The 25,238-nt window shown below is 52.9% G+C and carries 23 protein-coding genes; 13 read left to right on the forward strand and 10 right to left on the reverse strand.

Going from position 1 to position 25,238, the window contains the following annotated elements; translation table 11 throughout:
* Positions 1 to 21: 21 nt before the first annotated feature.
* Both pdsO and murI read right to left on the reverse strand, forming a co-directional pair.
* Positions 22 to 738: a sortase-associated OmpA-like protein PdsO gene (gene pdsO / locus C2M29_RS03030; RefSeq protein ID WP_105188326.1), complete on the reverse strand. Its 717-nt coding sequence runs from the start codon at positions 736 to 738 to the stop codon at positions 22 to 24.
* Positions 739 to 936: 198 nt separating this feature from the next.
* Positions 937 to 1,761: a glutamate racemase gene (gene murI / locus C2M29_RS03035; RefSeq protein ID WP_105188327.1), complete on the reverse strand. Its 825-nt coding sequence runs from the start codon at positions 1,759 to 1,761 to the stop codon at positions 937 to 939.
* Positions 1,762 to 2,005: 244 nt separating this feature from the next.
* Between murI and C2M29_RS03040 the strand changes: the two genes are divergently transcribed.
* Entirely contained in the window at positions 2,006 to 2,560 is a 555-nt protein-coding gene (locus C2M29_RS03040) for a hypothetical protein (RefSeq protein WP_105188328.1), read from the forward strand.
* A gap of 73 nt (positions 2,561 to 2,633) precedes the next feature.
* Here C2M29_RS03040 and C2M29_RS03045 read toward each other — a convergent pair whose 3' ends face one another.
* Entirely contained in the window at positions 2,634 to 3,818 is a 1,185-nt protein-coding gene (locus C2M29_RS03045) for an NAD(P)/FAD-dependent oxidoreductase (protein ID WP_105188329.1), read from the reverse strand.
* A 356-nt stretch (positions 3,819 to 4,174) separates the two neighbouring features.
* Here C2M29_RS03045 and C2M29_RS03050 point away from each other — a divergent pair, with 356 nt between their 5' ends.
* Positions 4,175 to 6,289: a S8 family peptidase gene (locus C2M29_RS03050; protein WP_199774849.1), complete on the forward strand. Its 2,115-nt coding sequence runs from the start codon at positions 4,175 to 4,177 to the stop codon at positions 6,287 to 6,289.
* Between the two features lie 68 nt (positions 6,290 to 6,357).
* Here C2M29_RS03050 and C2M29_RS03055 read toward each other — a convergent pair whose 3' ends face one another.
* From C2M29_RS03055 to prlC, 4 genes are all read right to left on the reverse strand, one after another.
* Positions 6,358 to 6,831 (reverse strand): peroxiredoxin, encoded by a 474-nt coding sequence (locus C2M29_RS03055; RefSeq protein ID WP_105188331.1) that lies wholly within the window; start codon positions 6,829 to 6,831, stop codon positions 6,358 to 6,360.
* Positions 6,832 to 6,877: 46 nt separating this feature from the next.
* On the reverse strand, positions 6,878 to 8,812 hold the full coding sequence (locus tag C2M29_RS03060; RefSeq protein WP_105188332.1) for a methyl-accepting chemotaxis protein: 1,935 nt from the start codon (positions 8,810 to 8,812) through the stop codon (positions 6,878 to 6,880).
* 103 nt (positions 8,813 to 8,915) lie between these two features.
* The gene (locus tag C2M29_RS03065) at positions 8,916 to 9,677 is read right to left on the reverse strand and encodes a class I SAM-dependent methyltransferase (protein WP_105188333.1); all 762 of its coding nucleotides are present in this window, start codon (positions 9,675 to 9,677) and stop codon (positions 8,916 to 8,918) included.
* Between the two features lie 130 nt (positions 9,678 to 9,807).
* Positions 9,808 to 11,847 carry an oligopeptidase A gene (gene prlC / locus C2M29_RS03070; protein WP_105188334.1) on the reverse strand — a complete coding sequence of 680 codons (2,040 nt, stop codon included), beginning with the start codon at positions 11,845 to 11,847 and terminating at the stop codon, positions 9,808 to 9,810.
* A 136-nt stretch (positions 11,848 to 11,983) separates the two neighbouring features.
* Between prlC and gorA the strand changes: the two genes are divergently transcribed.
* Positions 11,984 to 13,345, forward strand: a complete 1,362-nt coding sequence (gene gorA / locus C2M29_RS03075) for a glutathione-disulfide reductase (RefSeq protein ID WP_105188335.1) — start codon at positions 11,984 to 11,986, stop codon at positions 13,343 to 13,345.
* A gap of 230 nt (positions 13,346 to 13,575) precedes the next feature.
* Here the strand turns inward: gorA and C2M29_RS03080 are convergent, their stop codons facing one another.
* Positions 13,576 to 14,118, reverse strand: coding sequence for a TetR/AcrR family transcriptional regulator (locus C2M29_RS03080; RefSeq protein ID WP_233998353.1), 543 nt, complete (start codon positions 14,116 to 14,118; stop codon positions 13,576 to 13,578).
* A 221-nt stretch (positions 14,119 to 14,339) separates the two neighbouring features.
* Between C2M29_RS03080 and C2M29_RS03085 the strand changes: the two genes are divergently transcribed.
* The 10 genes from C2M29_RS03085 (at position 14,340) to C2M29_RS03130 (ending at position 22,403) form a co-directional block, all read left to right on the forward strand.
* Positions 14,340 to 15,626, forward strand: a complete 1,287-nt coding sequence (locus C2M29_RS03085; protein WP_105188337.1) for a cation:proton antiporter — start codon at positions 14,340 to 14,342, stop codon at positions 15,624 to 15,626.
* A gap of 188 nt (positions 15,627 to 15,814) precedes the next feature.
* Positions 15,815 to 16,240 (forward strand): DoxX family protein, encoded by a 426-nt coding sequence (locus C2M29_RS03090; protein WP_105188338.1) that lies wholly within the window; start codon positions 15,815 to 15,817, stop codon positions 16,238 to 16,240.
* Positions 16,241 to 16,362: 122 nt separating this feature from the next.
* Entirely contained in the window at positions 16,363 to 17,235 is an 873-nt protein-coding gene (locus C2M29_RS03095; protein WP_105188339.1) for a LysR family transcriptional regulator, read from the forward strand.
* A gap of 117 nt (positions 17,236 to 17,352) precedes the next feature.
* A complete protein-coding gene (locus C2M29_RS03100; RefSeq protein WP_105188340.1) occupies positions 17,353 to 18,036 on the forward strand; it encodes a pirin family protein in 684 nt (227 codons plus the stop codon).
* On the forward strand, positions 18,036 to 18,776 hold the full coding sequence (locus C2M29_RS03105; protein ID WP_105188341.1) for a sulfite exporter TauE/SafE family protein: 741 nt from the start codon (positions 18,036 to 18,038) through the stop codon (positions 18,774 to 18,776). Before C2M29_RS03100 ends, C2M29_RS03105 begins: the two co-directional genes overlap by 1 nt.
* Before the next feature lie 109 nt (positions 18,777 to 18,885).
* Positions 18,886 to 19,449: an NADPH-dependent FMN reductase gene (locus C2M29_RS03110; RefSeq protein WP_105188342.1), complete on the forward strand. Its 564-nt coding sequence runs from the start codon at positions 18,886 to 18,888 to the stop codon at positions 19,447 to 19,449.
* A gap of 39 nt (positions 19,450 to 19,488) precedes the next feature.
* Entirely contained in the window at positions 19,489 to 19,884 is a 396-nt protein-coding gene (locus tag C2M29_RS03115) for an OsmC family protein (protein ID WP_105188343.1), read from the forward strand.
* A gap of 8 nt (positions 19,885 to 19,892) precedes the next feature.
* Positions 19,893 to 20,816, forward strand: coding sequence for a pirin family protein (locus C2M29_RS03120; RefSeq protein ID WP_105188344.1), 924 nt, complete (start codon positions 19,893 to 19,895; stop codon positions 20,814 to 20,816).
* A gap of 94 nt (positions 20,817 to 20,910) precedes the next feature.
* Positions 20,911 to 21,348, forward strand: coding sequence for an acyl-CoA thioesterase (locus C2M29_RS03125; protein WP_105188345.1), 438 nt, complete (start codon positions 20,911 to 20,913; stop codon positions 21,346 to 21,348).
* Between the two features lie 2 nt (positions 21,349 to 21,350).
* Positions 21,351 to 22,403 (forward strand): aldo/keto reductase, encoded by a 1,053-nt coding sequence (locus C2M29_RS03130; RefSeq protein WP_105188346.1) that lies wholly within the window; start codon positions 21,351 to 21,353, stop codon positions 22,401 to 22,403.
* Between the two features lie 62 nt (positions 22,404 to 22,465).
* Here C2M29_RS03130 and C2M29_RS03135 read toward each other — a convergent pair whose 3' ends face one another.
* Together C2M29_RS03135 and C2M29_RS03140 are read right to left on the reverse strand one after the other, a co-directional pair.
* Positions 22,466 to 23,086: a LysE family translocator gene (locus C2M29_RS03135; RefSeq protein ID WP_105188347.1), complete on the reverse strand. Its 621-nt coding sequence runs from the start codon at positions 23,084 to 23,086 to the stop codon at positions 22,466 to 22,468.
* Positions 23,086 to 25,230, reverse strand: coding sequence for an exonuclease domain-containing protein (locus C2M29_RS03140; protein ID WP_105188348.1), 2,145 nt, complete (start codon positions 25,228 to 25,230; stop codon positions 23,086 to 23,088). Before C2M29_RS03140 ends, C2M29_RS03135 begins: the two co-directional genes overlap by 1 nt.
* Between the last annotated feature and the right edge of the window lie 8 nt (positions 25,231 to 25,238).

Raw genomic sequence — 25,238 nt, forward strand, 5'->3', positions numbered from 1 at the left:
TGGTCCTCGGGTTGCGGTGGCTTAGTTTTTCGCCATGCGGTTTTGCTGCGCACCGCGGGCCGTCAAGGTTACGCGACGATCAAAGAAGTTCGTTTCATATTCGTTACCATTGGCGACAATTTTCTGCTCACCTCGCCCTTCGGCGAACAGCTGGGTGGCGGCCACGCCTTGCTTTACCAGGTACTGCTGCACCGCATCGGCACGGCGCTGAGACAGGTCTAGATTCGCTTGCTCATCCCCTTGCACATCGGCATAGCCATTGAGGTTAAGGTTTAAGTCCGGCTTGCGCTTAAGGATCTGCGCAAGGTGATCCAGCTGCTCGGCAAAGTGGGGTTCGATGTGCGCCGAGCCGGAGCGAAACTGCACCGTCATGGCTAAAAGGTTGTCGATACGGGCTTGCTCTAAACGATTTTGCTCATCTTCCAAGGCGTTGATTTGCGCAGTCAGCGCGCGGTTTTGCTCCAGGGTACTGTGCAACTGTTGCTCCGTGTCCTGGTATTGGCTCAGCTGCACTTGCTGTGACTTGATGGTGCTGTGCGCCGCTTCCTTTTCGCCGATAATGCCGCCGATAAAGGCTCCGGCAAAGGCACCGATAGGACCGCCAACAATGGCCCCTACCGTGGCACCGGCGCCCAGACCCCAGGCGGTCTCGGTGGCCAGCTCTTTTTGCTCTTTTGCCATCGCTGGCGCCGCTACCAAAGTTGATACTAATGCAGTTACTAAAATGTGTTTTTTCATCGTCGTCATCCTTCAATTCTTAATGGGTTGGGGCAAGAACAGAAGTGGTTGCTTCCTCGCCTTGCTTGGTAGTTATTAAAACAAGGCACAGTGGCAACAAAGGGGCGCAAAAATGGAAAAACAGAGGGCAATTATGGCAACAAAGTGGCAAGCCTGACCGCCAACTTAACAGGCTTTAAAACAAGGAGTTAAAGCGGGCTAACCGAGCTCAGCGCAGGATAAGTGCAAGGGGGTAATTACAGGGTTTTCAACACTCGGCCACAGCACCTGTATCTGGGCGCTAAAGCGCTGACTGTCACCACTGGTGAGCAAACGTACTCGACCCGGCGTTGCGCTGGGCTGCGTTCCTAACTGATAGCTTGGCGCTAAACGGCGCTGTAATTGCAAGGCCACCGCCTGCTCGGTGGTGATCAGGCTAACGCCCGAGGGCAGAATGCGTCTTAGCAAGGGGGCAATAAAGGCGTAATGAGTGCAGCCCAAGACCAGCACATCCACCCCCTGGCTCAGTAGAGGCTCACAATAACGGCGCAATAGTGCCTCCGTGTGATCACTGTCGAGATGCAGGGCTTCTATGGTCGCCGCCAATTCGGGACAAGGTTGAAAAACAATGCGCCCCAGGTCTTCGGCCTGTTGCCGGCACAGGCGCTGAAAGCTCTGCGACGCTATGGTACTGGGGGTGGCCAGCACGCCAATAACGCCACTTTTACTTTGCTGCAATGCGGGTTTCACGCCGGGCTCGACGCCAACTATAGGTAAGGAATAATGCGCGCGTAGTGAGCCAATGGCCGCCATGGTGGCGGTATTACAGGCCACCACCACCGCCTTGGCGCCCTGGGTCGCCATATAATCGACTATGGCATGGCAGCGCCCGCGTATTTCGTCCTGCGTTTTACTGCCATAGGGCATAAAGCCGGAGTCGGCGATATAAAGCAGGTCTTCGCTCGGCAGCAACTGATGCACCGCCTGGGCCACGGCAAGGCCGCCGACGCCGGAGTCAAAAATACCTATCGCTTGCTTATTCATGGACGAGTTACGCATTATCTGGAGGGTAAACCTTTGGGTGGCAAATTTTAGGGCCTTTGGCGGTCAAAGCCAAGTCCAATCACGGCATCGCCCCCTTTCCTCTCGTCCGCCTTCGGCAGAACCTTCGGTATAACCTTGCCTAAATGCCAATAGCTGCTAAAAATTAATGCTTACTGCGCGTAAATTCAAAGAGTAATGCGCATTCTATTTTCATAATCAAACACCGCATCAGGGAGAGTCCCCAATGAGTAAGGATGTATATATCACGGTTCGTATTAATGATAAGTGTCAGCCCATAGACCGCGGCGACACCTATGAAGACCCGTTGGATGAGGTATTGCAGCGACTGCAATTAGGGGAAGTCACAGGGGCCGGCACCCAGCTAAATGCAGAAAACCAAATCGAGTATTGTGAGCTTGACGTCTTGGTCAGCGGCGATATCGACCAGGCCAAGCGCGCCATTATCGACACTCTGGAGGGGATCGGTTTGCCCAAGGGCTCTAAGCTGTTTATTGACCGCGACGAATTTGCCATCGGCAATCATGAGGTGCTGGCCCTGCATTTCGATAACCTCACCCTGCCCGAGACCATTTACGAGCAACACGATATCAACGATGTGCTCGCCGAAGTAGAAACCCTGCTGGCCCACAGCGGCAAACGCAATTGCCACAGCAGCACCCATCACGAAACCATCGTCTACTATGGCGGCCCCTGCTTTACCACCATGGAGCAGCGCATCCTCGACTATGTGCGCCAACATCCGCTGTGCCAAAACGGTAGGATCACCCAGGCGGCGTAAGTTACTAGGATTGAATTAAAAAGGGTGACGCTTAGGTCACCCTTTTTATTAATCTTGTCTTTTGTGGGAAAGCCTAACAATACTGCCCACAGGCGAAGCCGCAGCTCCAGGCATATTGGAAGTTGTAGCCGCCGAGCCAGCCGGTGACGTCGGTGACTTCACCAATAAAGTATAGGCCCGGTGCTTTTTTTGCTTCAAAGGTTTTTGAGCTGAGCTCATCCGTATCCACGCCGCCTAATGTCACTTCGGCGGTGCGATAGCCTTCGGTGCCATTGGGTTTGATTTGCCAGTTATGCAGGTAGTCATGCAACGCGGCAATTTGGCCGTGAGTCAGCTGATTGATATTGGCCTCAGGAATGGCCTTGGTGTCGTGCAGCATTTCCACAAAGCGTTTCGGTAAAATAGTCGCCAAGGCATTTTTCAATGACTTTTGTGCGCTTTGCTGGCGTTGTTGTTCTAACCATTCTGTGATGTTTAGGGTTGGAAGTAAGTTAATACTCACTGCCTGCCCTGCGCGCCAAAATGAGCTAATCTGCAAAATGGCCGGACCCGATAAGCCGCGGTGAGTAAAGAGAATATTCTCGCGAAATTGGGTACCACATTCACTTGTCACCAGGCAATCGACGCTGATGCCCGAGAGGCCATCAAAACGGTCTTTATCATGCTGGTGCAGGGTAAATGGCACCAAGGCAGCCATGGTAGGCAACACCTTTAAGCCGAACTGCTCGGCAATTTTATAACCGATTGGCGTGGCGCCGAGTTTTGGCATGGTAAGGCCACCAGAAGCCACCACCAAAGATTCACATTCATAGGTGTGCGTGCCTGTGTTGACTATGTAGCCTTGCTCGGTTTTTTCCACACTAATGACTTCGCTGCGCAATTGTACGCTTACGCCCGCCCATTCACATTCGGTCATAAGAATATCGACGATGTCTTGGGCGCTGTTATCACAGAACAATTGGCCGAGGGTTTTGTGGTGGTATTGCAGGCCGTGGCGGTCGACCAGGTCGATAAAGTCGCGCTGGGTGTAGCGACTCAAGCAGGATTTTACGAAGTGCGGGTTGGCACAGAGGTAATTTTCAGGGCTGGCATTTTCGTTGGTAAAGTTACAACGACCACCGCCGCTGATCAGGATCTTACGGCCGGGCTTTTTGCCCATATCGACCACTACCACATCGCGGCCACGGTAACCCGCTTGCGCTGCACACATTAAACCCGCAGCACCGGCACCAATAATCACCACATCTTTTTTAATCACAATATCACCCCTAGAAAAACCGCCGCTATTCTACCAAGCCAGGGCCGACAAAGATATTTACCCGGGTTAATTAAACGCGCCGAATGCCAGACAAGAGCACCGAATTTAAACGCAGGTTGAAATTGCACCCAAAGCAACAATAGAACAAAAACCAGCCAACCAAAAATAAAACAAAAGCATTAATAAAAATAAAAACAAAGATACTAAATAATTAATTTTAACCGTATATACGGCCAGATATAACAACTTGTACCCTTTTTATTTCCAAAAGTTATTACAAATATATTAACAAATAATTTACCATCCTCTGCGAAGTGTACCATTTGGGTACAAACTAAAAATAAATGGGGACTCTTATGACAACTAGAAAAACACTCCTCGCGCTAGCAATCCCGATGGCTCTTAGCTCATCGGCCCTCTACGCGAATGACATTCAAGAAGTGACGGCGCCGCAACAGGCAACACTGGCACAAACTCAGGCCAAGCTAAAAGGCCAATCGCCATTAACCACGCGCTTTATCATCAAGTACAAAGACAACGCCGAGCTAGGCACCAGTGCTGCGACCATGCCAGGCAATGGCAAGGCGCGTGCAAAGAAATTTGTTGATGGCTTTAAAACCAATCGTGGCCAGGCTCGCGCTCAATACGTGCGAGAAATGGCCCTGCAAAATCACCACGTGATCCGTACAGATAAGAAATTATCGGCGCAAGAAGCACAGCAGTTCATGCAAGACATGGTTGCCAGCGGCGAAGTGGAATACATCGAAATCGACCAGATGTTAAAGCCGTTCGCCACACCGAACGACCCGCGCTACGGCGATCAGTGGCACTACTATGAAGCGGCCGCAGGCATTAACGCACCAGCGGCATGGGACTCAGCAACCGGTGCCGGTGTAACCGTGGCCGTGCTTGATACGGGTTACCGCCCACACGCCGACTTAAACGCCAATATCCTCCCTGGTTATGACATGATCTCCGACACCTTCGTTGCCAACGATGGCGGCGGTCGTGATAGCGATGCTCAGGATCCGGGTGATGCCATTACCGCAAACGAGTGTGGTTACACACACGGTGCACAAGGTTCAAGCTGGCACGGCACTCACGTAGCGGGTACGGTAGCGGCCGTTGCCAACAATGGCGAAGGGGTAACGGGTGTTGCCTATGACGCCAAAGTTGTGCCGGTTCGTGTACTGGGTAAATGTGGTGGTTTAACATCAGACATCGCCGATGCCATCGTATGGGCATCAGGTGGTTCGGTATCGGGCGTACCAGCCAACGCTAACCCTGCCGATGTGATCAACATGAGTCTAGGTGGCAGCGGTTCATGTAGCTCTACTACCCAAAACGCCATCAACCAGGCACGTGCCAACGGCACTGCGATTGTTATCGCCGCCGGTAACGACAACGACAATTCGGCAAACTACAACCCGGGTAACTGTAGCGGTGTAATCAACGTGGCCTCGGTGGGCCGTAACGGTGGTCGAGCCTACTACTCAAACTATGGTTCAAACATCGATGTGGCGGCACCGGGTGGCGCACAAAGCTTCGCTAACGACCCTGAAGGTATCTTATCTACCCACAACTCGGGCTCAACCTCACCTTCAAGCGACAGCTACCACTACTCGCAAGGCACCTCTATGGCGGCGCCTCACGTAGCGGGTGTGGCTGCACTTATCAAACAAGCTAAACCCACGGCGACACCGGATGAAATAGAAAGCATCCTGAAGTCGACCACCAAGGGCTTTAGCGCAACCTGTACCAGCTGTGGTACCGGTATCGTTGATGCGGCGGCTGCGGTTGCTCAGGCAAGCGGCGGTACACCACCACCAAGCGGTGGCAATGAGCTGACACCAGGCACGGCAGAAACTGGTTTAAGCGGCGCAGCCGGCTCTGAAACAACCTACACCATGACGGTACCTTCGGGCGCCACTAACGTGACCTTCACCACCAGCGGTGGCAGCGGCGACCTGGACATGTATGTTAAGGCGGGCAGCGCGCCAACCACATCAAGCTATGATTGCCGTCCATATGAGAACGGTAACAACGAAACCTGTAGCATCGACAACCCAACGGCGGGCACCTACTACGTGATGCTGCGCGGTTACAGCGCCTACAGCAATGCATCGCTATTGGGTGAGCTAACTACCTCAGGTGGCGGCACGGGCACCGGCGGTGGCGGTACCGTAGCCGATATTTCAGCATCGGCGGGTCAGTGGAAACACTACACATTGGAAGTGCCTGCGGGCATGAGCACCTTGGATGTAAATATCTCCGGTGGTACAGGTGATGCCGACCTATTTGTTCGCTTTGGCGCACAGCCTACGGCAAGCAGCTATGACTGTCGTCCTTATAAAGGCGGCAACAACGAAAGCTGTAGCTTTAGCAACCCACAAGCGGGTACCTGGCATATTAGCCTTAATGCTTACCAGACCTTCTCTGGTGTGACATTAAACGCGCAATATAACCCTTAGGATATTCTCCTACCCAGCAAAAAGGCCGCGTGATGCGGCCTTTTTTATGCAAGCAAAACGAACCCTTATTAAAGGTTCGCCAGTACATGCTCGGCTTTAGATACTTCAAACTGCTTGTCTTCTTCCACAAACAGCTGGGTAACCACGCCATTGTCTACCACCATGGCATAGCGTGTTGAACGCACGCCACCGAAGTCACCCGTGTCTTTATCCAGCCCCAGGGCCTTGGTAAAGCTGGCATCGCCATCGGCCAGCATGCGAATACGATCGGCATTCTGGCTCTCGCCCCAGGCCTTCATAACAAAGGCATCGTTCACCGACACACACATGACTTCGTCAACGCCTTTTGCAGTAAACTCTTCGCGCAGAACAACAAAGCCTGGCAAATGCGCCGCCGAGCAGGTCGGTGTAAAAGCGCCGGGTACGGCAAACAGTACCACTTTTTTATTGGCGAACAACTCGTCGGTAGTGAAATGGTTCAGCCCCTGCTCGCCTAGTTGTGTCAGGCTTGCGGCTGGAATTTTTTGACCTTGGGCAATCATAATGACTTCCTTCTTTTATAGAATCAGGGTAGATCTTGGGCCATTATCACGCTTTTAAACCCAGACTCTCACGAATTGTCTGCATTTGTTGCTGCAAGCTTTGATAAATGCCCTTCACCTTGCTGTCGGAGCTCTCGATTTGCGTCTGCATTGCCTGCATCGATGACTCAAACTCACTCAGCATTTCCTGCTGACGCTGGGCGTAATCGGTGGCCTGTGCCGCCACGTCATTGGCCTGGGCGGCGCTTTGCGATACGTCTTCGGCGGTGCGTTTAAGCTCCTGGGCATTATCCGTTTGCGTTTGCGCCTGGGTCGCCAGCTCGCAGATGTTTTGCGACACCCGTTGCGAATGACCACTGAGTTCGCCCAGTTGGGCATGAATATCGCCCAGCGATTGCTGTGTTTGCTGCGCCAGTTTACGCACTTCATCGGCGACCACGGCGAAACCGCGGCCATGCTCGCCGGCCCGCGCCGACTCGATGGCGGCGTTGAGCGCCAGCAGGTTGGTTTGCTCGGCAATATTGTTGATCACATCCAACACCTTAGACACATCGTCCACACCGGCCAGCAACTGACGCAGGCTCTGCATGCCATCGTCGATACGCTGCTCCGTGGTTGCCGAAGCATGCAACATGGCCTCGGCAACACTCACGCTCTGCGCCATGGACGCATGGGTCTGCTGAGCATTGGCCGCCACCTGGGCATTCACACTGTTGACGTCATCACCCAGGTGCTGCACCTGAGTCAACAGGCTTTGACTATGGCCGGCCAGTGCCGTACTTTGCTCCGCACCCTGACTGATGTGTTCCAGGTTTTCACTCATTTCACGCATAAACTCGTTGATCACCTGCAGCATCTGCTGTCGGGCCTGGGCTTGTGCCTGCTGGCGCTGCAACAGTTGATTAAAATAGGCGGCGATTTCCCCCACCTCGGTGTGGGCATTTTTACTGATGATGGGCGCCGGCTCGTTGCTGTCGAGCAAGTCAGCAAAGCCATCACGAAGCTGGCGCAAGGGGTTCAGCACCTGAGAGCGCTGCAACAAATACACCGCCCCCGCCAACAGCAATAAGCCACCAATCGCCGCACCAAAGAAGAAAAGTACACGGGTTTTCACCGCCTCCTGCTCGGCTAACAACTGCTGCTCGGCAGCCACCACCACCTCGGCAATGCCCGCCACTTCGGCGCGTAACTGCTGCATGCCTTGCTGACGCGTTTGTCCCTGCTCTAAGGTGCCTTGTAAATCGCGAGGAAAACGCTTCGGCCAGGAGCGGATCTCCGCTTTAATTTCAGCGGCCAGATCTTCGGGCTCGGCGTCAAAGAACAACTCGTCTTCATCAACCTCACTCATCACTCCCAGGTTATCCAGGGCCTCGATGTCTGCGGCCAAGGCATTAAGTTGTGCCAGCGCCTGATTGACGTTTGCTTCTTTTTCACTGCTGTAATCCTGATACAGGGCCTGAGTGGCCAGACTCAGGGTCAGCACGCTTTGATAATAATCGCCGGCCAGGGCGATATATTCGGTGGCTAAGGCGCGCTTGTCGGGCTGCGCCTGACGGGCATAATTAAGCAGTGAATTGGCCGAGCCGGCCATTTGTCTAAGGGCATTGTCCAACAATGCACTGCTGTTACCCGAGAGTTTACCCAGGGCACGGTAATCCCCTTCTATGCCTTTAACCAACTGGGTTAACAGCGGCGCAAGCTGTTGCTCCAAGGTTGGGGATAAGCCGGGGAGTTGCTCCGTTTGCATGCGCTTTAACCTATGCTCGGCATTGAGCAGGTACTGGGCATCGCCGGCACTTAGGTAGTCTTCAATGTCCGCGGTCAGCGCTAGGGTGATGTCGTTTTTGAGTAAGCCGTATTGGCTGCTTTGCTGTTCCAGGGTTTGCAGAGTTGCAAACGCCCACCACAGGGTCACTACCAGCATTAAACTGGCCAAAGAAAGCAGTAACGCGAGCAATCGCGTAAAGGTTGAGACGCGCATGCCTATCTCTTAGGTCGATAACAATGCGCGTAGAATATTAATTATTTATGACAAGGATATGAAAATAATACAAAAATAAGATATTACCCAATTCGAAAACAGGTTATTTCATGGCCGCATTCACGTACACATCGAAACGGTTTTTCTTGGTCTTGATCTGAGTGCTGGGGGTGCGTTCGTTTAAAAACGGCGCATAATCCGGGCGTTTAACCACCACCCTTTTGCTCGCCAGTTGCAGCGCCGGCGTCAGCAGATCATCGGCATCGCCGTCATCCCCCACCAGGGATTGGAACACCCGCATTTCCTTTTTGACCAAAGCGGATTTTTCCCGATGCGGGAACATGGGGTCGAGGTACACCACATCAACTTCCCCCTCGGAAAGGGGTTGCTTCTCTAACAGCACATGGCTGCTGCCATGATGCAGGTGCATGCGCTCCTTCATCCAGGAGCCGATTTCCGCATCCAGGTAGGCGCGTTCCAGGCCATCATACAGCAAGGCCGCAACCACGGGGTGGCGTTCAAACAGGGTGACCTTGCAGCCGAGCGAAGCCAGTACAAAAGCATCACGGCCAAGTCCGGCGGTGGCATCGAGCACATGGGGCGTGGCGCCCTTATTCAGGCCGACGGCCTTGGCAATGGCCTGGCCTTTGCCGCCACCAAACTTACGGCGGTGAGCCGCGGCACCTTCGACAAAGTCGACACGAATGGGCGTGAGCTTGGGCTCGTCACGCTTGCATAAGGCCAATCCCAACTCATCGTATTGCAGGTAAAATTGCTCATCGAGTGGACATTCATCCAACTTAAAGCGCTGGCTTAGGGTATCGCAATAGGCTTGCGCGGTATCGATACGGCAATAGATGTGCACGACTTTCTCCGTGGAAATGGCTGTTGAGGGGGTATGATATCAGGATTTTTAGCCGCATCGATCACTTAAATACAGTGAAAAGTGCGGCTAAATATTTGGCTACGCCATTGGCAATGCTTTCGGCATAGCCTTAAGCAGCAATGCCACTGTGACGCAGCAGGGCATCCACGCTTGGCGCACGGCCACGGAAACGCTCAAACAACACCGCCGGCTCCTCCGAGCCACCCTGCTCAAGGATATGGGTTAAGAAGGCACGGCCGGTGTCGGCGTTAAAGATCCCTTCTTCCTCAAATTTAGAGAAGGCATCGGCCGAGAGCACTTCCGCCCATTTGTAAGAGTAATAGCCGGCGCTGTAGCCACCGGCAAAAATGTGGCTAAAGCTATGCTGGAAACGATTAAAGCTTGGCGCCTTAACAACCGAAACCTGCTCACGCACGCGATCGAGAATTGCCTGTATTTCACTGCCCTTGCTCGGGTCGTAGTCCGCATGAATATGAAAATCAAACAAGGAGAACTCAAGCTGACGCACCATCTGCATCGCCGACTGGTAGTTCTTCGCCGCCAATAGTTTATCCAGCAGCTCCTTAGGCAAAGGCTCATGAGTTTCATAATGACCCGAGATAAAGGCCAGCGCCTCCTGCTCGTAACACCAGTTTTCTAAAAACTGACTTGGCAGCTCCACCGCATCCCAGGCGACACCGTTAATGCCGGCAACGGCGGCGGCGTCTACCTGAGTCAGCATATGGTGCAGACCATGGCCAAACTCATGGAACAGGGTAACCACTTCGTCATGGGTAAACAGCGCCGGCTTATCGCCCACCGGACGGTTAAAGTTACACACCAAGTAGGCCACTGGCGTTTGCAATTGTCCGCCTAAACGCACCTTGCGGCCCATGCAGTCGTCCATCCAGGCGCCGCCACGTTTGTGCTCGCGGGCATAGAGGTCGAGGTAGAAGCGGCCACGCAGGGCATCACTGCTGTCGTAAATCTCGAAAAAGCGTACGTCTTTATGGTAGGTATCAAATTCTTTTTGCTCTTCAACACGAATGGCAAACAGCTTTTCAACGGTTTTAAACAAGCCGCTCAGAACCCTGTCTTCGGGGAAGTACGGACGCAGTTGCTCGTCGCTGATGGCATATTTTTCCTGCTTTAGCTTTTCGCTGTAATAGGCATAATCCCAGGCTTCCAGCGCCGTTACACCGTGAGTTTGCTCGGCATAGCTGCGCAGCTCCTCTAAGTCTTGTTGCGCCTGCGGCTTAGACTTGGCGGCCAGGTCGTTGAGGAAGCCAAATACCTGCTCCGTTGAGTCAGCCATCTTGGTTGCCAGTGACTTTTGGGCATAATTCTCAAAGCCTAACAACTGCGCCAGTTCATGACGTAGTTTCAGCTCTTCGTCCATAATGGCGCTGTTGTCATATTCACCGGCGTTAGGGCCCTGATCCGAGGCACGAGTAACAAAGGCGGTGTACGCTTCTTCACGTAGTTCGCGGTTATCCGCATGGGTCATGATCGGCAGGTACGAGGGGATATCCAGGGTAAACAACCAGCCTTCTAATTCTTTGCTTTGGGCGGTGTGTGCCGCCAGGTCTTTTGCCGACTCGGGCAAACCGGCCAGCTCACTCTCATCGGTGATATGCTTTTGCCAGGCCAAGGTGGCATCCATTACATTATTGCCAAACTTGGCGCTCAGCTCACTCAGGCGACTGACGATTTCGCCATAGCGCTTTTTATCTTCGTCATTCAAAGCAATGCCCGAGAGTTTAAAGTCGCGCAGGGCGTTATCTATGACCTTCTTTTGCGCCTTGCTTAGGCGAGTGTATTCATCGCTGTTGGCCAGTGCCGTATAGGCATCGAACAGACCCTGATGTTGACCCACAAAGGTGCTGTATTCGCTCAACAGTGGCAATACCGTGTCGTACGCTTCGCGCAGCTCAGGGGTGTTTACCACCGAGTGCATATGGGAGACGGGTGAAAACAATCGGCCCAGTTTGTCATCGGCCTCTTCCAGAGGCATCACCAGGCCTTTCCAGGTAAAATCCTGCGCTTCAAGAACCTGGGCTATGGTGTCTTTACATTCTTTGATGCCATGTTCGACGGCCGGTTGCACATGCTCGGGCTTAATTTTTGAAAACGGCGGCAAGCCTTCGAGGGCGATCAAGGGGTTAGTCATAACTGAGTCTCATAATACGATTAATACCTACATTCTTGGGGCAATACGGCAAAATACAAGTGCAGATCAGCGCCTTCATTTCTGCTATGGTATGGCAAACCAAATATGACAGTAAAAGTTCATAGGAATAAACAACATGTCTCAACACTTTGATTATATTTGTATCGGTGGCGGCAGTGGTGGTATCGCCTCGGCTAACCGTGCCGCCATGCGCGGTGCCAAGGTGGCCCTGATTGAAGCCACTCACCTGGGCGGCACCTGCGTAAACGTAGGTTGCGTACCGAAAAAAGTAATGTGGCACGGCGCCCAAATTGCCGAAGCCATTAAACTCTACGCACCGGATTATGGCTTTGATGTTGAGCTAAAAGACTTTAACTGGCAAAAACTGGTGGAAAGCCGCGAAGCCTATATTGGCCGCATCCACCAGGGTTACAATAAATACCTGGCCAGCAATGGCGTTACCGTGATCAATGGCTTTGCCAAGTTTGTCGATAACAAAACCGTTGAAGTGAATGGCGAGCACTACAGCGCCGACCATATTCTTGTGGCCGTCGGTGGTCGCCCTACCATTCCTAATATTCCCGGCGCCGAGTATGGCATCGACTCTAACGGCTTCTTTGAATTAAACGAGCAACCCAAGCGCGTTGCCGTCGTGGGCGCCGGCTATATCGCCGTGGAAATTGCCGGTGTATTAAATAGTTTGGGCACAGAGACTCACCTCTTTGTGCGTCGCCATGCGCCGCTGCGCACCTTTGACGGCATGCTGGTTGACACCCTGGTCGAGGTAATGAAAAAAGAAGGCCCGACCCTGCACACCGAGTGCTCACCGAAAGAAGTGGTTAAAGAAGCGGATGGCAGCCTGACCCTACACTTCGAAAATGGTCACAGTCAGAATGTCGACCAGGTGATCTGGGCCATTGGCCGTACGCCAACCACGGATGCCATTAATATTGCCGCGGCGGGTGTGGAAGTGACCGAGTCTGGTTATGTGAAAGTCGACGAATATCAAAACACCACGGCCGAAGGCGTGTATGCAGTGGGCGATATTATCGAAGGCGGTATCGAGCTGACGCCGGTGGCGGTTAAGGCCGGCCGTATTCTTTCCGAGCGCCTGTTTAATGATGAGCTGCCTAATGATATGAAGATGGACTATAACCTGGTCCCTACCGTGGTCTTTAGCCACCCGCCCATCGGCACCATAGGCCTAAGCGAAGAGCAGGCCATTGCCGAGCACGGTGAGGACAATATCAAGGTGTATACCTCAAACTTTGCCGCCATGTATACCGCAGTGACTCAGCACCGTCAGCCTTGTGCCATGAAGCTGGTATGCCTGGGCAAGGAAGAGAAGATCATCGGCCTGCACGGCATAGGGTTTGCCGTGGACGAAATGATCCAGGGCTTTGCCGTGGCGATGAAGATGGGCGCAACCAAGGCCGACTTTGATGCGGTGGTGGCGATACACCCAACAGGCTCTGAAGAATTTGTGACTATGAGATAGAAAGGCTTGGGCTATCATCCCTGATGGTACGCCCGGCTCGACATCCCATGTCTCGCGTTCAAGCCTAAAAGAGCTACGCGCTCTCGCTCTTTTCGAGCAGCTTTCACCCAACAGGTTCGGAAGAGTTTGTTACTATGCGCTAAGAGTGTGTGAACAATTCACCTAAAAAAAGGGCCACTAGGCCCTTTTTTTATCTTAAGAAATCTTTCCTGCCCCAGCCACCATTCCCCTTAACCCCGTTCCTTTTCCGCCAGATAACTCCCCAGCACTAAACGCAGTTCATTTACCGTTGCCTCGACGCTGTTCGGCTCGAGCAAATATGCTTGCTGCATGGTACCGGCGGTGATGTTCTGGACCATAATCGCCAGAAATTGACTGTCTTGTGGCGATAAATCCGGGTTACGCAAGGCCACTATCTTGGTCATAAAGAGAATAAATTCGGAGTTTTTATGAGGCTGACGCACTTCTTGCACAACCGGTAAATAATCGCCGTGCTGCCACACATAATTGGCAAAGGGCAGCAACAACTTATCAACCAGCTCATAGGGAGACAGGGTTAACCACAGCTGATCATCCACCTCTTCCAGGGTACGCACTATATCGCCAATGGACTCTTCGTGTCGCTCGAACAAGGCTTTGAGTACCGCATCCCGGTCGGAGAAGAAATGATAAAGGGAGCCGATAGAGGTGTGCGCCATTTTCGCCAGGTTTTGCATGGTCAAGTTTGCCAATCCATCAGCTTCAATTATTTTGGCGGCGGCATCTAGTAACATTTGCACACGGCGAAATCCCCTTTCCTGCTGGGGAGTGCGTTGGGCTGTGCTTTTAGCATTCGAATTTGTCATAGACTCTTTTACTGACTTGGGTCCTGCTGGACATTAAAAACATTTGAGCACAACCAGGCGATGAAAAACAAGAAAATTAGATGACACCCTCTAGTTTTAAAACTAGAATACCCCCTCTATTTTATTACTCTAGTTGCGAGCAATGCGTTATGAGTATCTGGTACCTACTTTGCCTGCTGTCGACCCTGGCAGTATTAATCGCCTTCAGTAACCAGTTTCTGGTGAAAACTCAGCCCACCATTGCCATCACGGCCGGGTCCTTGTTGATGTCGATGTTGCTTATTCTTGCCGGTAAGGTCTTTGGTACCGACGCTACACAGGAACTCTTTAACTTGGTTGCCGAAATAGATTTTAAGCAATTTCTACTGGATGGCGTTCTGGGGGTGTTACTCTTTGCCGGAGCGCTGGAAATTGACCTTAGGGTGATGAAAAAGCAACGCAAAGAAATAGCCGTCCTGGTGCTGTTTTCAACCCTGGTCTCTACCTTTATCGTGGCTTATCTCAGTTATCAGTTACTGGGCTTTATGGGTTGGCCCGTGCCCTTTATCTACTGCTTACTTTTTGGGGCGCTGATCAGCCCTACCGACCCCATCGCCGTGCTGGCCATCATCAAGCAGATGAAGGCGCCGGAAAACATTTCCATTCAGGTAGAGGGCGAGTCGCTGTTTAATGACGGTGTCGGCCTGGTGCTGTTTACCACCATTTTAGCCGTGGCCTTGTCGGGCACCGCGCCGACCGCAGCCGGGGTTGCCCACCTGTTTTTGGTCGACGCTATTGGCGGTATCGCCTTTGGCCTGGTACTCGCCTTCGTCTCCCATGTACTGATCATAAAAAGCCGTGAAGCCAATATTCGCCTGCTGCTCACCATCTGTATTCCCACCGCTGGCTTTGCCACCGCGAATCTGCTCGGAATATCCGGGGCCTTGGCCATGGTGGTCAGTGGTATCTTTATTGGTAATGTAACCCGAGGAAAAGCGGCGACCATGTCGCGCTACACCAGCGTTCGCAACGTTCGTAACTTCTGGCATGCCATCGAAGGCGCCTTAAATGCGCTCTTGTTCCTCTTGATTGGCCTGCTGTTAGTCACTCTGCCCTTTACCTGGGAAGAAATAAGCATAGGCTTAATCATGATACCCATTGTCCTGCTGGCGCGTTTTATCAGTGTATCGCTGCCCTACCTCGCTTTTCGTCGCTTCCGCCAGTACGACGTGAACTCTGTGCGCATTCTCACCTGGGGTGGTTTGCGAGGCGGACTCGCGCTGGCGATGGCGGCCTCCATTCCCGCGGGCCAGGCCGTGATTAATGGCACGGATATTAAAACCCTGTTGGTGACCTTAACCTACGTGGTGGTGATCTTCTCCATTATTGTTCAGGCGTCCACCATTCGCCCCCTGATCGAGGGCAGTATCCGCGCCTCGGCAAACAAGGATTCCTGAACCCAGGCACACGTTCAGGGTTAATCTAGGCTCACCCAGATTAGCCCTGATCCTTCTTCGGCAAACGCCGCCCCAGCAACCATTCGTTTTTTTAGAATGGTAAGCGCTAATTTTACTAATTTTCGTTCTTATAAATTGAGTCTATTATTTCCTTATCGCAACACAGAGACCTAATTAAGGAAACGAAGATGAACTTACACCCACTTATTAACAGCAGCGAGACTCTCAACAACGTCAGTGCCCTATTCGGGCGCTTTGGTTTAACTGCACTCTTTGTGCTTACAGGCTTAAGTAAAATCGAATTCTACGATGCCACGGCCCAGTACATGGCCTCGGTTGGCGTCCCCGGCATGTTACTACCGCTGGTTATTTTATTGGAGGTCGTTGGCGGCATCATGATTATTGCCGGCCTGCTGACTCGCTTAACTGCCTTGGCCTTTGCACTCTTTAGTGTGGTGAGCGCCCTGCTGTTCCACTTTCAGCTTGACGACCAAACCCAGTTTTTAATGTTCTATAAGAACATCGCCATTGCCGGTGGCTTCCTTGCCCTGGCGGCTTCGGGAGCAGGCAAGTTCAGCCTGGATGCGCTGCTAAGTCGCCGTCAGGCCAAATAACCGAAAATGAATCAACGGCCCGCACCCTGCGGGCCTTTTTGCCGCTTATCAGCCGGGTGAGACCTTTCTTTTTACCCAGCGCATGTTAGGGTTAGGCTATGATTAATCGTCCTTTTTAGCTCATGCTCAGGATCACCTTAGAACAGTGGCGGATGTTTCGCGCCGTCGTCGAATCTGGCGGCTTTAATCAGGCCGCACAGAGCGTGCACAAAAGCCAATCAAGCGTACACAGTGCGGTCGCAAAAATTGAGGCCGCCTTCGGCGTTAAGCTCTTTCATATAGAGGGGCGGCGCACCGTACTCACCGACGCCGGAAAAATGCTGCTCAGACGCGCCGAATATTTGTTGGAAGAAGCGGCCAAGGTCGAAGCCATAGGCCACACCTTGGGCGACGGCATTGAGTCGCGTCTGCGTATCGCCGTCGACCAAACCCTGCCACAGCATCTTCTCTATGCCGTGCTCGAAGCCACCAGCAGCCAGTATCCGTTATTACGCATTGAGTTGTTTGAGTCCATTTTGACCGGCGCCTTGGAGTTAGTGCAAAACGATCAGGTAGAACTGGCTGTTTCCCCCTACTCTGGCGATGGCTTTAGCGAGCAGCTTTGCAGCATCGACTTTATCGCCGTGGCACACCCGCGGCATGCACTGCATCATCTGGGTCGAGCGCTGACCCGTGAAGATTTAAAAGCCCACCGCCAAATAGTTGTCCGCGACTCCGCCCTTCAGGGGAAACAAGATGCCGGCTGGCTGGGTGCCGATCAGCGTTGGACGGTTAGTCAGATCAACACCTCCATCGACATGATAGGCAATGGCCTGGGCTTTGCGTGGTTACCCAAGCATGCCATTACCCATGCCCTTGCCGATGGCACCTTAAAACCCCTGCCGTTAAGTAGCGGCGCACAGCGCACCCATCCACTGTATCTCTTGTTTAAAGACGGCGATAACCTGGGGCCGGCGGCACGGACTTTTATCGGCGAGTTACGCAGCCGGGTATAAATCGCAGTCCCAACAAGCGTTCGCTTAAAACGAAAGATATGTGCTTTTTATACTCATTTTAATCTCTTTAGCGGGATATTAGACTGGCTTCAACACCTCAAGTTTGGAGCACATCTTATGAAATATTTTCGCAAAGCCACTGAACGCGGAACGGTTGATCTCGGTTGGCTAAAAAGCCAACATAGCTTTTCATTTGGCCATTATTACGACCCCGCCCATATGGGCATCTCGGCGCTCAGGGTGATTAACGAAGACAGGGTTCAGCCAGGGCAAGGCTTCGACACCCATGGCCATCGCGATATGGAAATTATCTCCTATGTGATCAGTGGAGCCTTGAAGCATAAGGACAGCCAGGGCAATGAATTTATTGTTCCTGCTGGAGAAGTGCAGCGTATGAGTGCCGGCAGCGGCATTATGCACAGTGAATATAACGCCTCGGACAGCGAGCTGGTGCACTTTTTACAAATTTGGATCCAGCCAAAATTCCGTGGCATTGCACCCAGCTATGAGCAGATGCAAGTTCATCAGCACGGTGCAATGACGCCACTGGTGACGCCGACCGGGGAGCCGGGCACCCTGAGCATAAATCAGGATGCACGCATCTCGCGGCTGCAGCTAAAACCGGGAGCGCAATACAAGTTGACTAGCGCCGGTACGGGTTATTTGCACCTGGTTAGTGGCCACGCCCACAGCCAGGAGTTGACCTTAAATGCCGGCGATGCCTTTGCAACAGATAAGGATGAAACAGTGACTATTTATGCCGATTCGGCCCTTGAAGCGCTTTGGTTTGAGTTGCCCTAATGACGCTCACCACGCTTCTCGTTATCGCCGCAGTGGTGATGCTCACCGGCATTTCCAAATCGGGATTTGCCGGCGCCCTGGGTATTTTTGCCGTCCCCTTACTACTGCTGGTGATGCCCGCCCTTGATGCCATCGCCTTGATGTTGCCGATTCTCATCATTGCCGATGTCTTTAGCTTAAAAAGCTATTGGCGCCAATGGCAAAACGAGCTGATCCGCCTGCTGCTGCCCGGCGTTGTTGTCGGGGTCTTGATAGCGCAATGGCTGATTCAAATTATTCCCGCCGCCTGGCTCAGTGCCGCCATCGCCACCCTGAGCCTGCTGTTTGCCCTGCGCAGCTTATTTTTTGCCAAGATACGTTACGGCTTTTTGGCAAGCGATTGGGGCGGACGCGTTATGGCTACCTTATCCGGACTGGCCAGCACCTTGGTCCATGCCGGCGGACCGCCGTTGATCATTTACTTCACCGCCAAGGCTCTAGCCCCGCGCCAGTATGTGGCCACCGCGGCAGCGCTATTTGCACTGATGAATGGCGTTAAACTCGCGGCCTTTAGTGCCCAGGGACTGCTCACCCTGGATCTGCTGTTCACCGCCTTAGCCTTTGTGCCATTAGCCCTGCTAGGCAATTGGTTGGGAGTGAAAATTCAGCAAAAGTTCAATCCCCAGCATTTTTTACGGGTGATGAACTGGCTCTTGCTGCTGTTGGCTTTAGTCCTCTATGCCAAGCTCATGCTTAGCTAGGGGAGCGCAAGACTTCCTCCCCGTCTGCCGCTGGGCGCGCCAAACTTTTTACTCATTCTCGTGTGCATCCACCATACTGATAGTTTGTAACCTTCACAGGAGCAAAGCCATGGCCCTGAATCTTCACGTCATTATTTGCAGCGTCCGACCCGGCAGAGTCGGCCCATCCGTCGCCAACTGGTTTTACGAGTTTGCCAAGGAGCAAAGCAACTTTGATGTTTCCCTGGTGGATATTGCCGCCTTTAACCTGCCCATGTACGACGAACCCAAGCATCCGCGCCTGCAGGAATACCAGCATGAACATACCAAGGCCTGGTCGCGCAGTGTGGCCCGGGCCGATGCCTATGTGTTCGTGCTGCCCGAATACAACTTTTGCCCACCCTCGTCCTTCACCAACGCTCTGGATTATGTTTATAACGAATGGAATTACAAACCCTGTGGCTTCGTCAGTTATGGCGGCGTCTCCGGCGGCTTGCGATCCACCCAGGTAGCCAAACAGTTAGTGACCACCTTAAAGATGATGCCCATGATGGAGAGCGTAATGGTACAAATGCCCTGGAACCTGCTCGATGAGGATAAACATTTTGTTGCCAATGAACACCATACCGCCTCCGGCAAATCCCTGTTAGAAGAGCTGGAAAAATGGGCCAAAGCGCTAAAAACCATGCGCTGATCTCCGGGCTATTTCCATCACCGTACCAGGAGCCAGACCATGAGCATCAAACTCACTAAAACGGCCGACGGCCAATATCGCCAGCAAGTACAAATCGGCCCACATCGGCTCTTTGCCGATGCCCGTATCGATACCCAGAGCGACAGCGCGCCGGACCCTCACGACATTTACGACTCGGCCCTGGCGGCATGTAAGGCCATTACCCTGCTTATGTATGCACAAAGAGCGGGGATCCCATTAACGGATGTGGCCGTGAACATCACCCGGGATGCCAGTGAGGAACGCCAGGGACGCTACCAGTTGCACCTAGACCTTATGCTGGGCGGTGAGCTGGATGCGGCGCAGCGGGAGAAGCTGGCGCAAATTGCCGATAAATGCCCAATTCATAAACTTATGACCCAGGTAGAAACCATCATCACCACGGACTGCAAATAGGAGCCCATATGAGCAATCTAACCAATGACACCCGCAATGACTGTGAGCTAATGGACGCCTGCGGCGCGGTGAAAATGGTGTTAAAGCCCAAGGACACAGATCTGGGCGGTTTTTCCGTCCGTCGGTTGTTACCAACGGCGCAATTAAAAATGATAGGCCCGTGGATCTTTTTCGATCATATGGGCCCGGCCAGCTTTGCCCCTGGCCCAGGCATCAATGTTCGCCCCCATCCCCATATCGGCATTGCCACCGTCACCTATTTGTTTGCAGGTGAGATCCTTCATCGCGATTCTTTGGCCAGTGTGCAGCCCATTAAGCCGGGGGATATCAACCTGATGGTCAGCGGCAGCGGCATAGTCCACTCCGAGCGCGAGCGCCCCGAAGCCACCGAGCACGCACGCAACCTTAACGGCCTGCAACTCTGGCTTGCCCTGCCTAAGGAGCAAGAAGAAATGGAGCCGGCCTTCTATCACTACTCGGCCACCAGCGTGCCCCTGGTCCATATTGATGGCGTGCCCGTGCGAGTCATGATGGGCAGCGCCTATGGCGTCGAGTCGCCGGTGCGCACCTTTTCCAATACCCTGTATTTGGAAGCCGTGCTTAAACCCGGCGAGTCATTAACCCTGCCACCATGCGCGGAGCTCGGCCTGTATGTGGTGCGCGGTCACTTACAAGCGAAAGACACCGACATCCCCGAGCACTGCCTGGCGGTGTTTTCCGATACCCACGACATAAGCGCTGGCGTTACGGTCACCGCCAGCCAAGACTCGCGCATCGCCCTTATCGGCGGTGAGCCGCTGGGCAAACGTTTTATCGAGTGGAACTTTGTTTCCAGTCGCAAGGAACGCATTGACCAAGCCAAAGACGACTGGCAAAACGGGCGCTTTGCCAAGGTTCCCGGCGATGAGCAGGAGTTTATTCCGCTGCCCTAACAAGCATATGATGTTACCACTTATCGCCATCCCCTTTCTTTTTTTACCGGCTTGACGCATGCTAGGCCGAGTAAAAACTCTAAGGAGCCGAGAGATGTCCAATCAAGATGCATTTTTAGAACGTTTTCCCAAGGCCTGTGAAATCAAGGTAGCCTGGGGTGATATGGATGCGCTGCAGCATGTCAATAACACCCTCTACTTCAAATACTTTGAAATTGCCCGTATCGATTTTTTAAATCAGGCCGGCATACTTGAACACCTTGCCACAGAGCAGGTCGGCCCTGTACTGGCCGACAATTACGCCAAATATAAGCGCCCGGTGACCTTTCCCGACACCCTGCTGATCGGCGTTAGTATCAGTGACATAGGCAACAGCAGCTTTACCACCCACTACAGCGTGTTTTCCAGTGCGCAGCAATGCGTAGTGACCGAGGGTCAGGCAATGTTGGTGATGTTTGACTTCAAAACAATGCAAAAAGCGCCATTGAATGATAGCTTGTTATCATTCCTGCACTTAAACCTAAAGGGCTAATCATGGACTATGCAAAGCTCGGCCGCAGCGGCTTAAAGGTATCACGCGTCTGTCTTGGTACCATGACCTGGGGCAAACAAAACACCCAAAGCGATGCCGATGAGCAACTCAATTATGCGCTTGCACAAGGCGTTAATTTTATCGATACCGCCGAAATGTATGCCGTGCCACCGAGTCCCGATACCTATGGTAAGACCGAAACCATTATCGGTGACTGGCTCTCTCGTCATCAAGAAAAACGTAAGGATCTGGTGCTCGCGACCAAGATAGCGGGCAACGGCTTAAAGTGGGTCCGCGGTGGCGGCGACATCAGCAAAGAAGCAGTGATAACCGCCGTTGACCAATCCCTTAAGCGCTTGCAGACCGATTATATCGATCTTTTCCAGTTGCATTGGCCTAACCGCACTTCACCGCATTTTGCCAAACAATGGCCGGGCATGGTGGATATCAAGAGCGTGGATAAAAGCACCGAACGCGCGCAAATGCATGCCATTTTAGAGGGTTTAGATACTTGTGTTCGCGCCGGTAAAATCCGCCATTGCGGACTTTCCAACGAAACTCCCTGGGGTCTGAGCCAGTACCTGGACCTCGCCAAGCAGTATTCGCTGCCAGCGATGGTGTCGATGCAAAACGAGTTTAGCCTGGTGCATGGCAAGGATTGGCCTTATTTAATCGAGCAATGCCATCATGAAGACGTAGCCTACCTGCCCTGGTCACCACTGGCCGGCGGTATGCTTAGCGGCAAGTATCTAGGTGGTGCGCGCCCGGCGGGCTCGCGCTGGACCATAGCTCAGCGCAATGGCCTGTTTCGCGATACCGAGCAAGGCCAGCAAGCGGTGGCCCGCTATCAGGAAATTGCCAAGCAACAAGGGATCACCACGGCACAGCTGGCACTGGCCTGGTGTAACCAGGTGCAGGGCGTCACTTCGACCATTATCGGCGCCACCAGCATGGCCCAACTGCAGGAAAATATTGACGCCTTTGCGCTTACCCTCGACGAGGAGACCTTGGCGCAAATCGATGCGGTATTTAGGGAGTATCCGGCGCCCTATTAGGGCTGACAAAAGCACCCTGACGACATAAAAAAGGCTTGCAACATGCAAGCCTTTTTTAACTCTTAGAGCCATTGACGCAGCAACACGGTGAGCGCCAGGAAGGTAAAGGCCACGGCCAGTAGTTTATTGATAATTAGTTGATTACGTTCCAGCCAGACATAAAAACGCGGGTGACTGCAAAGCATGGCCACCACGCAATACCAGAGCGCATCGATAACGGTCGGCGTTGCCACCATCACCGCCTGCTGTTGCCATTGCATGGGCTCGGCGGGAATAAAGGGTGAAAACAGGGCAACAAAGAAAATCGCCAGTTTGGGATTTAAAAAGGCAATGGCAAAGCCGTCTTGTATGGCGTTAAGACGCTGCTTGGTGCCGGCTTCTTCGATTTTGAGTTTGGTGGCGCTGCTACGCCAGCTATTAAAGGCCAGATACAACAAATACAACGCACCGGCATAAATCAGGATCTGATACAACATGGGTATTTGTTGCTGTAAGGTGCCCAGGCCTAAAATGGCCAACAAGGCATACACACCCACTCCAAAGCCATGACTAAGGGCGCAGGCAATACCGCCGGAGCGACCACTGTGCAGACAGTGCTTTAAAACCACCGCCAGGCTCGGACCCGGAGACATGGCCCCCATTAAACAAATGCCTACCAAGGCCAGCCAGTTTGTTAACTCCATTATTTTTGCCTTTGTTCTTGTATTAATTCAAATAATTGTACCGTGGCCAGGGTGTCATTAATAGCGCGGTGATGCCCCTGAAGGTCAATACCCAGCTCCTTGCACAGCTTACCCAGGGAATAAGAGGCATATCCCGGCAGGTACTTGCGTGCCAAACGCACGGTGCACAGCTTAGGTAAAATTAAATTTCTGTCGGTACGGGCAAACTCGGCGCGTAAAAAGCCGTAGTCAAAATTGACATTGTGAGCAACAAAAATGGCCCCCTGTAAAAACTGCCACAGCGACGGAGCAATCTGCGCAAAGGTCGGCGCCTCGGCCACCAAGGCATTGTCTATGCCGGTCAACTCGGTAATATGGCGCGGAATATGACGTTCGGGGTTGATCAGTGAATGCCAGCGCGCCACCTCCTCGCCGTTCACCAGCTTGATAGCGGCGATTTCGGTCACCCTGTGCGCATTCTTTTGCCCACCTGTGGTTTCAATATCCACCACCACATAGGGCTGCTCGGGGTTAACCTGCCAGCAAACGCTTTGCACTTGTACCTCGAAGCCGGCTCGTTGCAACTGGCGAATGGCGATCAGCTGATTGCGGCGCAGGCTATCGCCCGGCGCCTTAACCTCTTCAAAGCGCAGCTTGCCTTGCGCTAACACCATCAAATCCGGGTAGCCGTCTTTGGCATTGACGAAATCCTTGGCCATCACGGTCAATTGCGCATAAATGGCCGACAAGGGTGCATGCTCAATCAGGCTCAGTAAGGGATCAAGCAGGTTTTCATGCCAGCGGATAAAGGCATTGGGCTGCTGGTAGTGCCGGGTGGCGTTAGCGGTAATATGATGCACCAGCTTGGACTTAGTATCACAAGCGGTAAACAGCGCCGCTATGGTGTCGCCATGCAACTGATAAAAACGCCCGTCGCGCAAACTGCTTGGGAATACATCAAACTCGGTGCACACGCCGCCCTCGGCACCGACAAAAAGCACATCCCAAAAGCACAGGGCAAAGAGATGGAGCCACAATTGGTTCTCGCAATGCAGCGCCTCGCTCCCCTGTTGACGATATAAATCGATGACCCCCTGCTCTACGTGGTGAGAGTAGGCCTCGTCTATGGCCAGAGGCTCGCCATCGCGCAATAGATCGGTCAAGGTGCTGGTACGCTTGCCCTGAAATTTAAGGGCATAAAAGTCCTGGGCAAAAAACAACACCTGCTCACAGCTGGGATCCTCGATTAAGGCCAACAACCGAGCCTCGACCCAGTCTTTATCACCGCGCTTATAGCGCTGGCGTACCACCAACTCCACAGCCTGAGGGTGTTCGCTCTGGGCCAGCAAGTCCAGCGCACCTTGCTCATAACACTCTCCCAAAGCCAACAGTTTTTTACCCAGCACATACAGGGTTTCATGGCGGTAACGCTGTGCCAGAGCCCCATGTGCCTGCGGCGCCTGAGTTAAGGTTTGCGCCAAGGCGAGCAAATGGGGCTCCTCCTCCAAGGTTTTTGCCTGAGCGCGTACGTCACCAAAGAAAAAGGCACTTTTAGCCTCGTCGAGCTCATTAAAGCGCGCTCCGGTCTCCCCCTTGTTGGTGCGGCGAATACCGAGATCGCGCAATGAAAATTGCGTCATCGAGCTATTGATGCGACCAAAGAAGACAAACAGCAGGTATTGCAGCACCGGATTATGGCTGTGTACCAGATAACTTAAAAACAGTTGGCTATGGCGCACATGACCAAAACTCAGGGTTTGCTGACAATAGGCCAGCCACATCGGCTTTTTTGCGGAGAGGGCGATACCCGGTAACTCAAGCTCCTTACACAGATTAACCAACTCCAGCTTAGTAAGGGATTCAAGCCAGGCGGCAAACTCATGCTCCTGCACATAGCGCACCCACTGGCGACGTTTAAGCAACGCCAATGCCAGCGGCACATGGTCGATTTCTTCGTAATGTAGGCTGCTTTGCTCAACAAAGTCGGACTTACGGTTATACATGCGCACCAGCACACACTGGGCATGCTCGGGCAGGCTCAGAAATTCACTGATATAGCCGCGCTCGGCATCCGCACATAGATGCCAGGCGTGCTGCTGATGATAGTGGAGAAACTCTTTAAAATGCGCCAAGTAATAGCGTGGCGGTAGGACTTTCTTATCCATGCAAGCAC

Source organism: Pseudoalteromonas sp. T1lg48, assembly GCF_002964785.1.
GTDB lineage: Bacteria > Pseudomonadota > Gammaproteobacteria > Enterobacterales > Alteromonadaceae > Pseudoalteromonas.

What these genes read in the sequence shown, in the direction of transcription:
- pdsO (WP_105188326.1), bottom strand. Translation starts at nt 738, where the DNA reads ATGAAAAAACACATTTTAGTAACTGCATTAGTATCAACTTTGGTAGCG.
- murI (WP_105188327.1), bottom strand. Translation starts at nt 1,761, where the DNA reads ATGAATAAGCAAGCGATAGGTATTTTTGACTCCGGCGTCGGCGGCCTT.
- C2M29_RS03040 (WP_105188328.1), top strand. Translation starts at nt 2,006, where the DNA reads ATGAGTAAGGATGTATATATCACGGTTCGTATTAATGATAAGTGTCAG.
- C2M29_RS03050 (WP_199774849.1), top strand. Translation starts at nt 4,175, where the DNA reads ATGACAACTAGAAAAACACTCCTCGCGCTAGCAATCCCGATGGCTCTT.
- C2M29_RS03055 (WP_105188331.1), bottom strand. Translation starts at nt 6,831, where the DNA reads ATGATTGCCCAAGGTCAAAAAATTCCAGCCGCAAGCCTGACACAACTA.
- C2M29_RS03060 (WP_105188332.1), bottom strand. Translation starts at nt 8,812, where the DNA reads ATGCGCGTCTCAACCTTTACGCGATTGCTCGCGTTACTGCTTTCTTTG.
- prlC (WP_105188334.1), bottom strand. Translation starts at nt 11,847, where the DNA reads ATGACTAACCCCTTGATCGCCCTCGAAGGCTTGCCGCCGTTTTCAAAA.
- gorA (WP_105188335.1), top strand. Translation starts at nt 11,984, where the DNA reads ATGTCTCAACACTTTGATTATATTTGTATCGGTGGCGGCAGTGGTGGT.
- C2M29_RS03080 (WP_233998353.1), bottom strand. Translation starts at nt 14,118, where the DNA reads ATGTTACTAGATGCCGCCGCCAAAATAATTGAAGCTGATGGATTGGCA.
- C2M29_RS03085 (WP_105188337.1), top strand. Translation starts at nt 14,340, where the DNA reads ATGAGTATCTGGTACCTACTTTGCCTGCTGTCGACCCTGGCAGTATTA.
- C2M29_RS03090 (WP_105188338.1), top strand. Translation starts at nt 15,815, where the DNA reads ATGAACTTACACCCACTTATTAACAGCAGCGAGACTCTCAACAACGTC.
- C2M29_RS03095 (WP_105188339.1), top strand. Translation starts at nt 16,363, where the DNA reads ATGCTCAGGATCACCTTAGAACAGTGGCGGATGTTTCGCGCCGTCGTC.
- C2M29_RS03100 (WP_105188340.1), top strand. Translation starts at nt 17,353, where the DNA reads ATGAAATATTTTCGCAAAGCCACTGAACGCGGAACGGTTGATCTCGGT.
- C2M29_RS03105 (WP_105188341.1), top strand. Translation starts at nt 18,036, where the DNA reads ATGACGCTCACCACGCTTCTCGTTATCGCCGCAGTGGTGATGCTCACC.
- C2M29_RS03110 (WP_105188342.1), top strand. Translation starts at nt 18,886, where the DNA reads ATGGCCCTGAATCTTCACGTCATTATTTGCAGCGTCCGACCCGGCAGA.
- C2M29_RS03115 (WP_105188343.1), top strand. Translation starts at nt 19,489, where the DNA reads ATGAGCATCAAACTCACTAAAACGGCCGACGGCCAATATCGCCAGCAA.
- C2M29_RS03120 (WP_105188344.1), top strand. Translation starts at nt 19,893, where the DNA reads ATGAGCAATCTAACCAATGACACCCGCAATGACTGTGAGCTAATGGAC.
- C2M29_RS03125 (WP_105188345.1), top strand. Translation starts at nt 20,911, where the DNA reads ATGTCCAATCAAGATGCATTTTTAGAACGTTTTCCCAAGGCCTGTGAA.
- C2M29_RS03130 (WP_105188346.1), top strand. Translation starts at nt 21,351, where the DNA reads ATGGACTATGCAAAGCTCGGCCGCAGCGGCTTAAAGGTATCACGCGTC.
- C2M29_RS03135 (WP_105188347.1), bottom strand. Translation starts at nt 23,086, where the DNA reads ATGGAGTTAACAAACTGGCTGGCCTTGGTAGGCATTTGTTTAATGGGG.
- C2M29_RS03140 (WP_105188348.1), bottom strand. Translation starts at nt 25,230, where the DNA reads ATGGATAAGAAAGTCCTACCGCCACGCTATTACTTGGCGCATTTTAAA.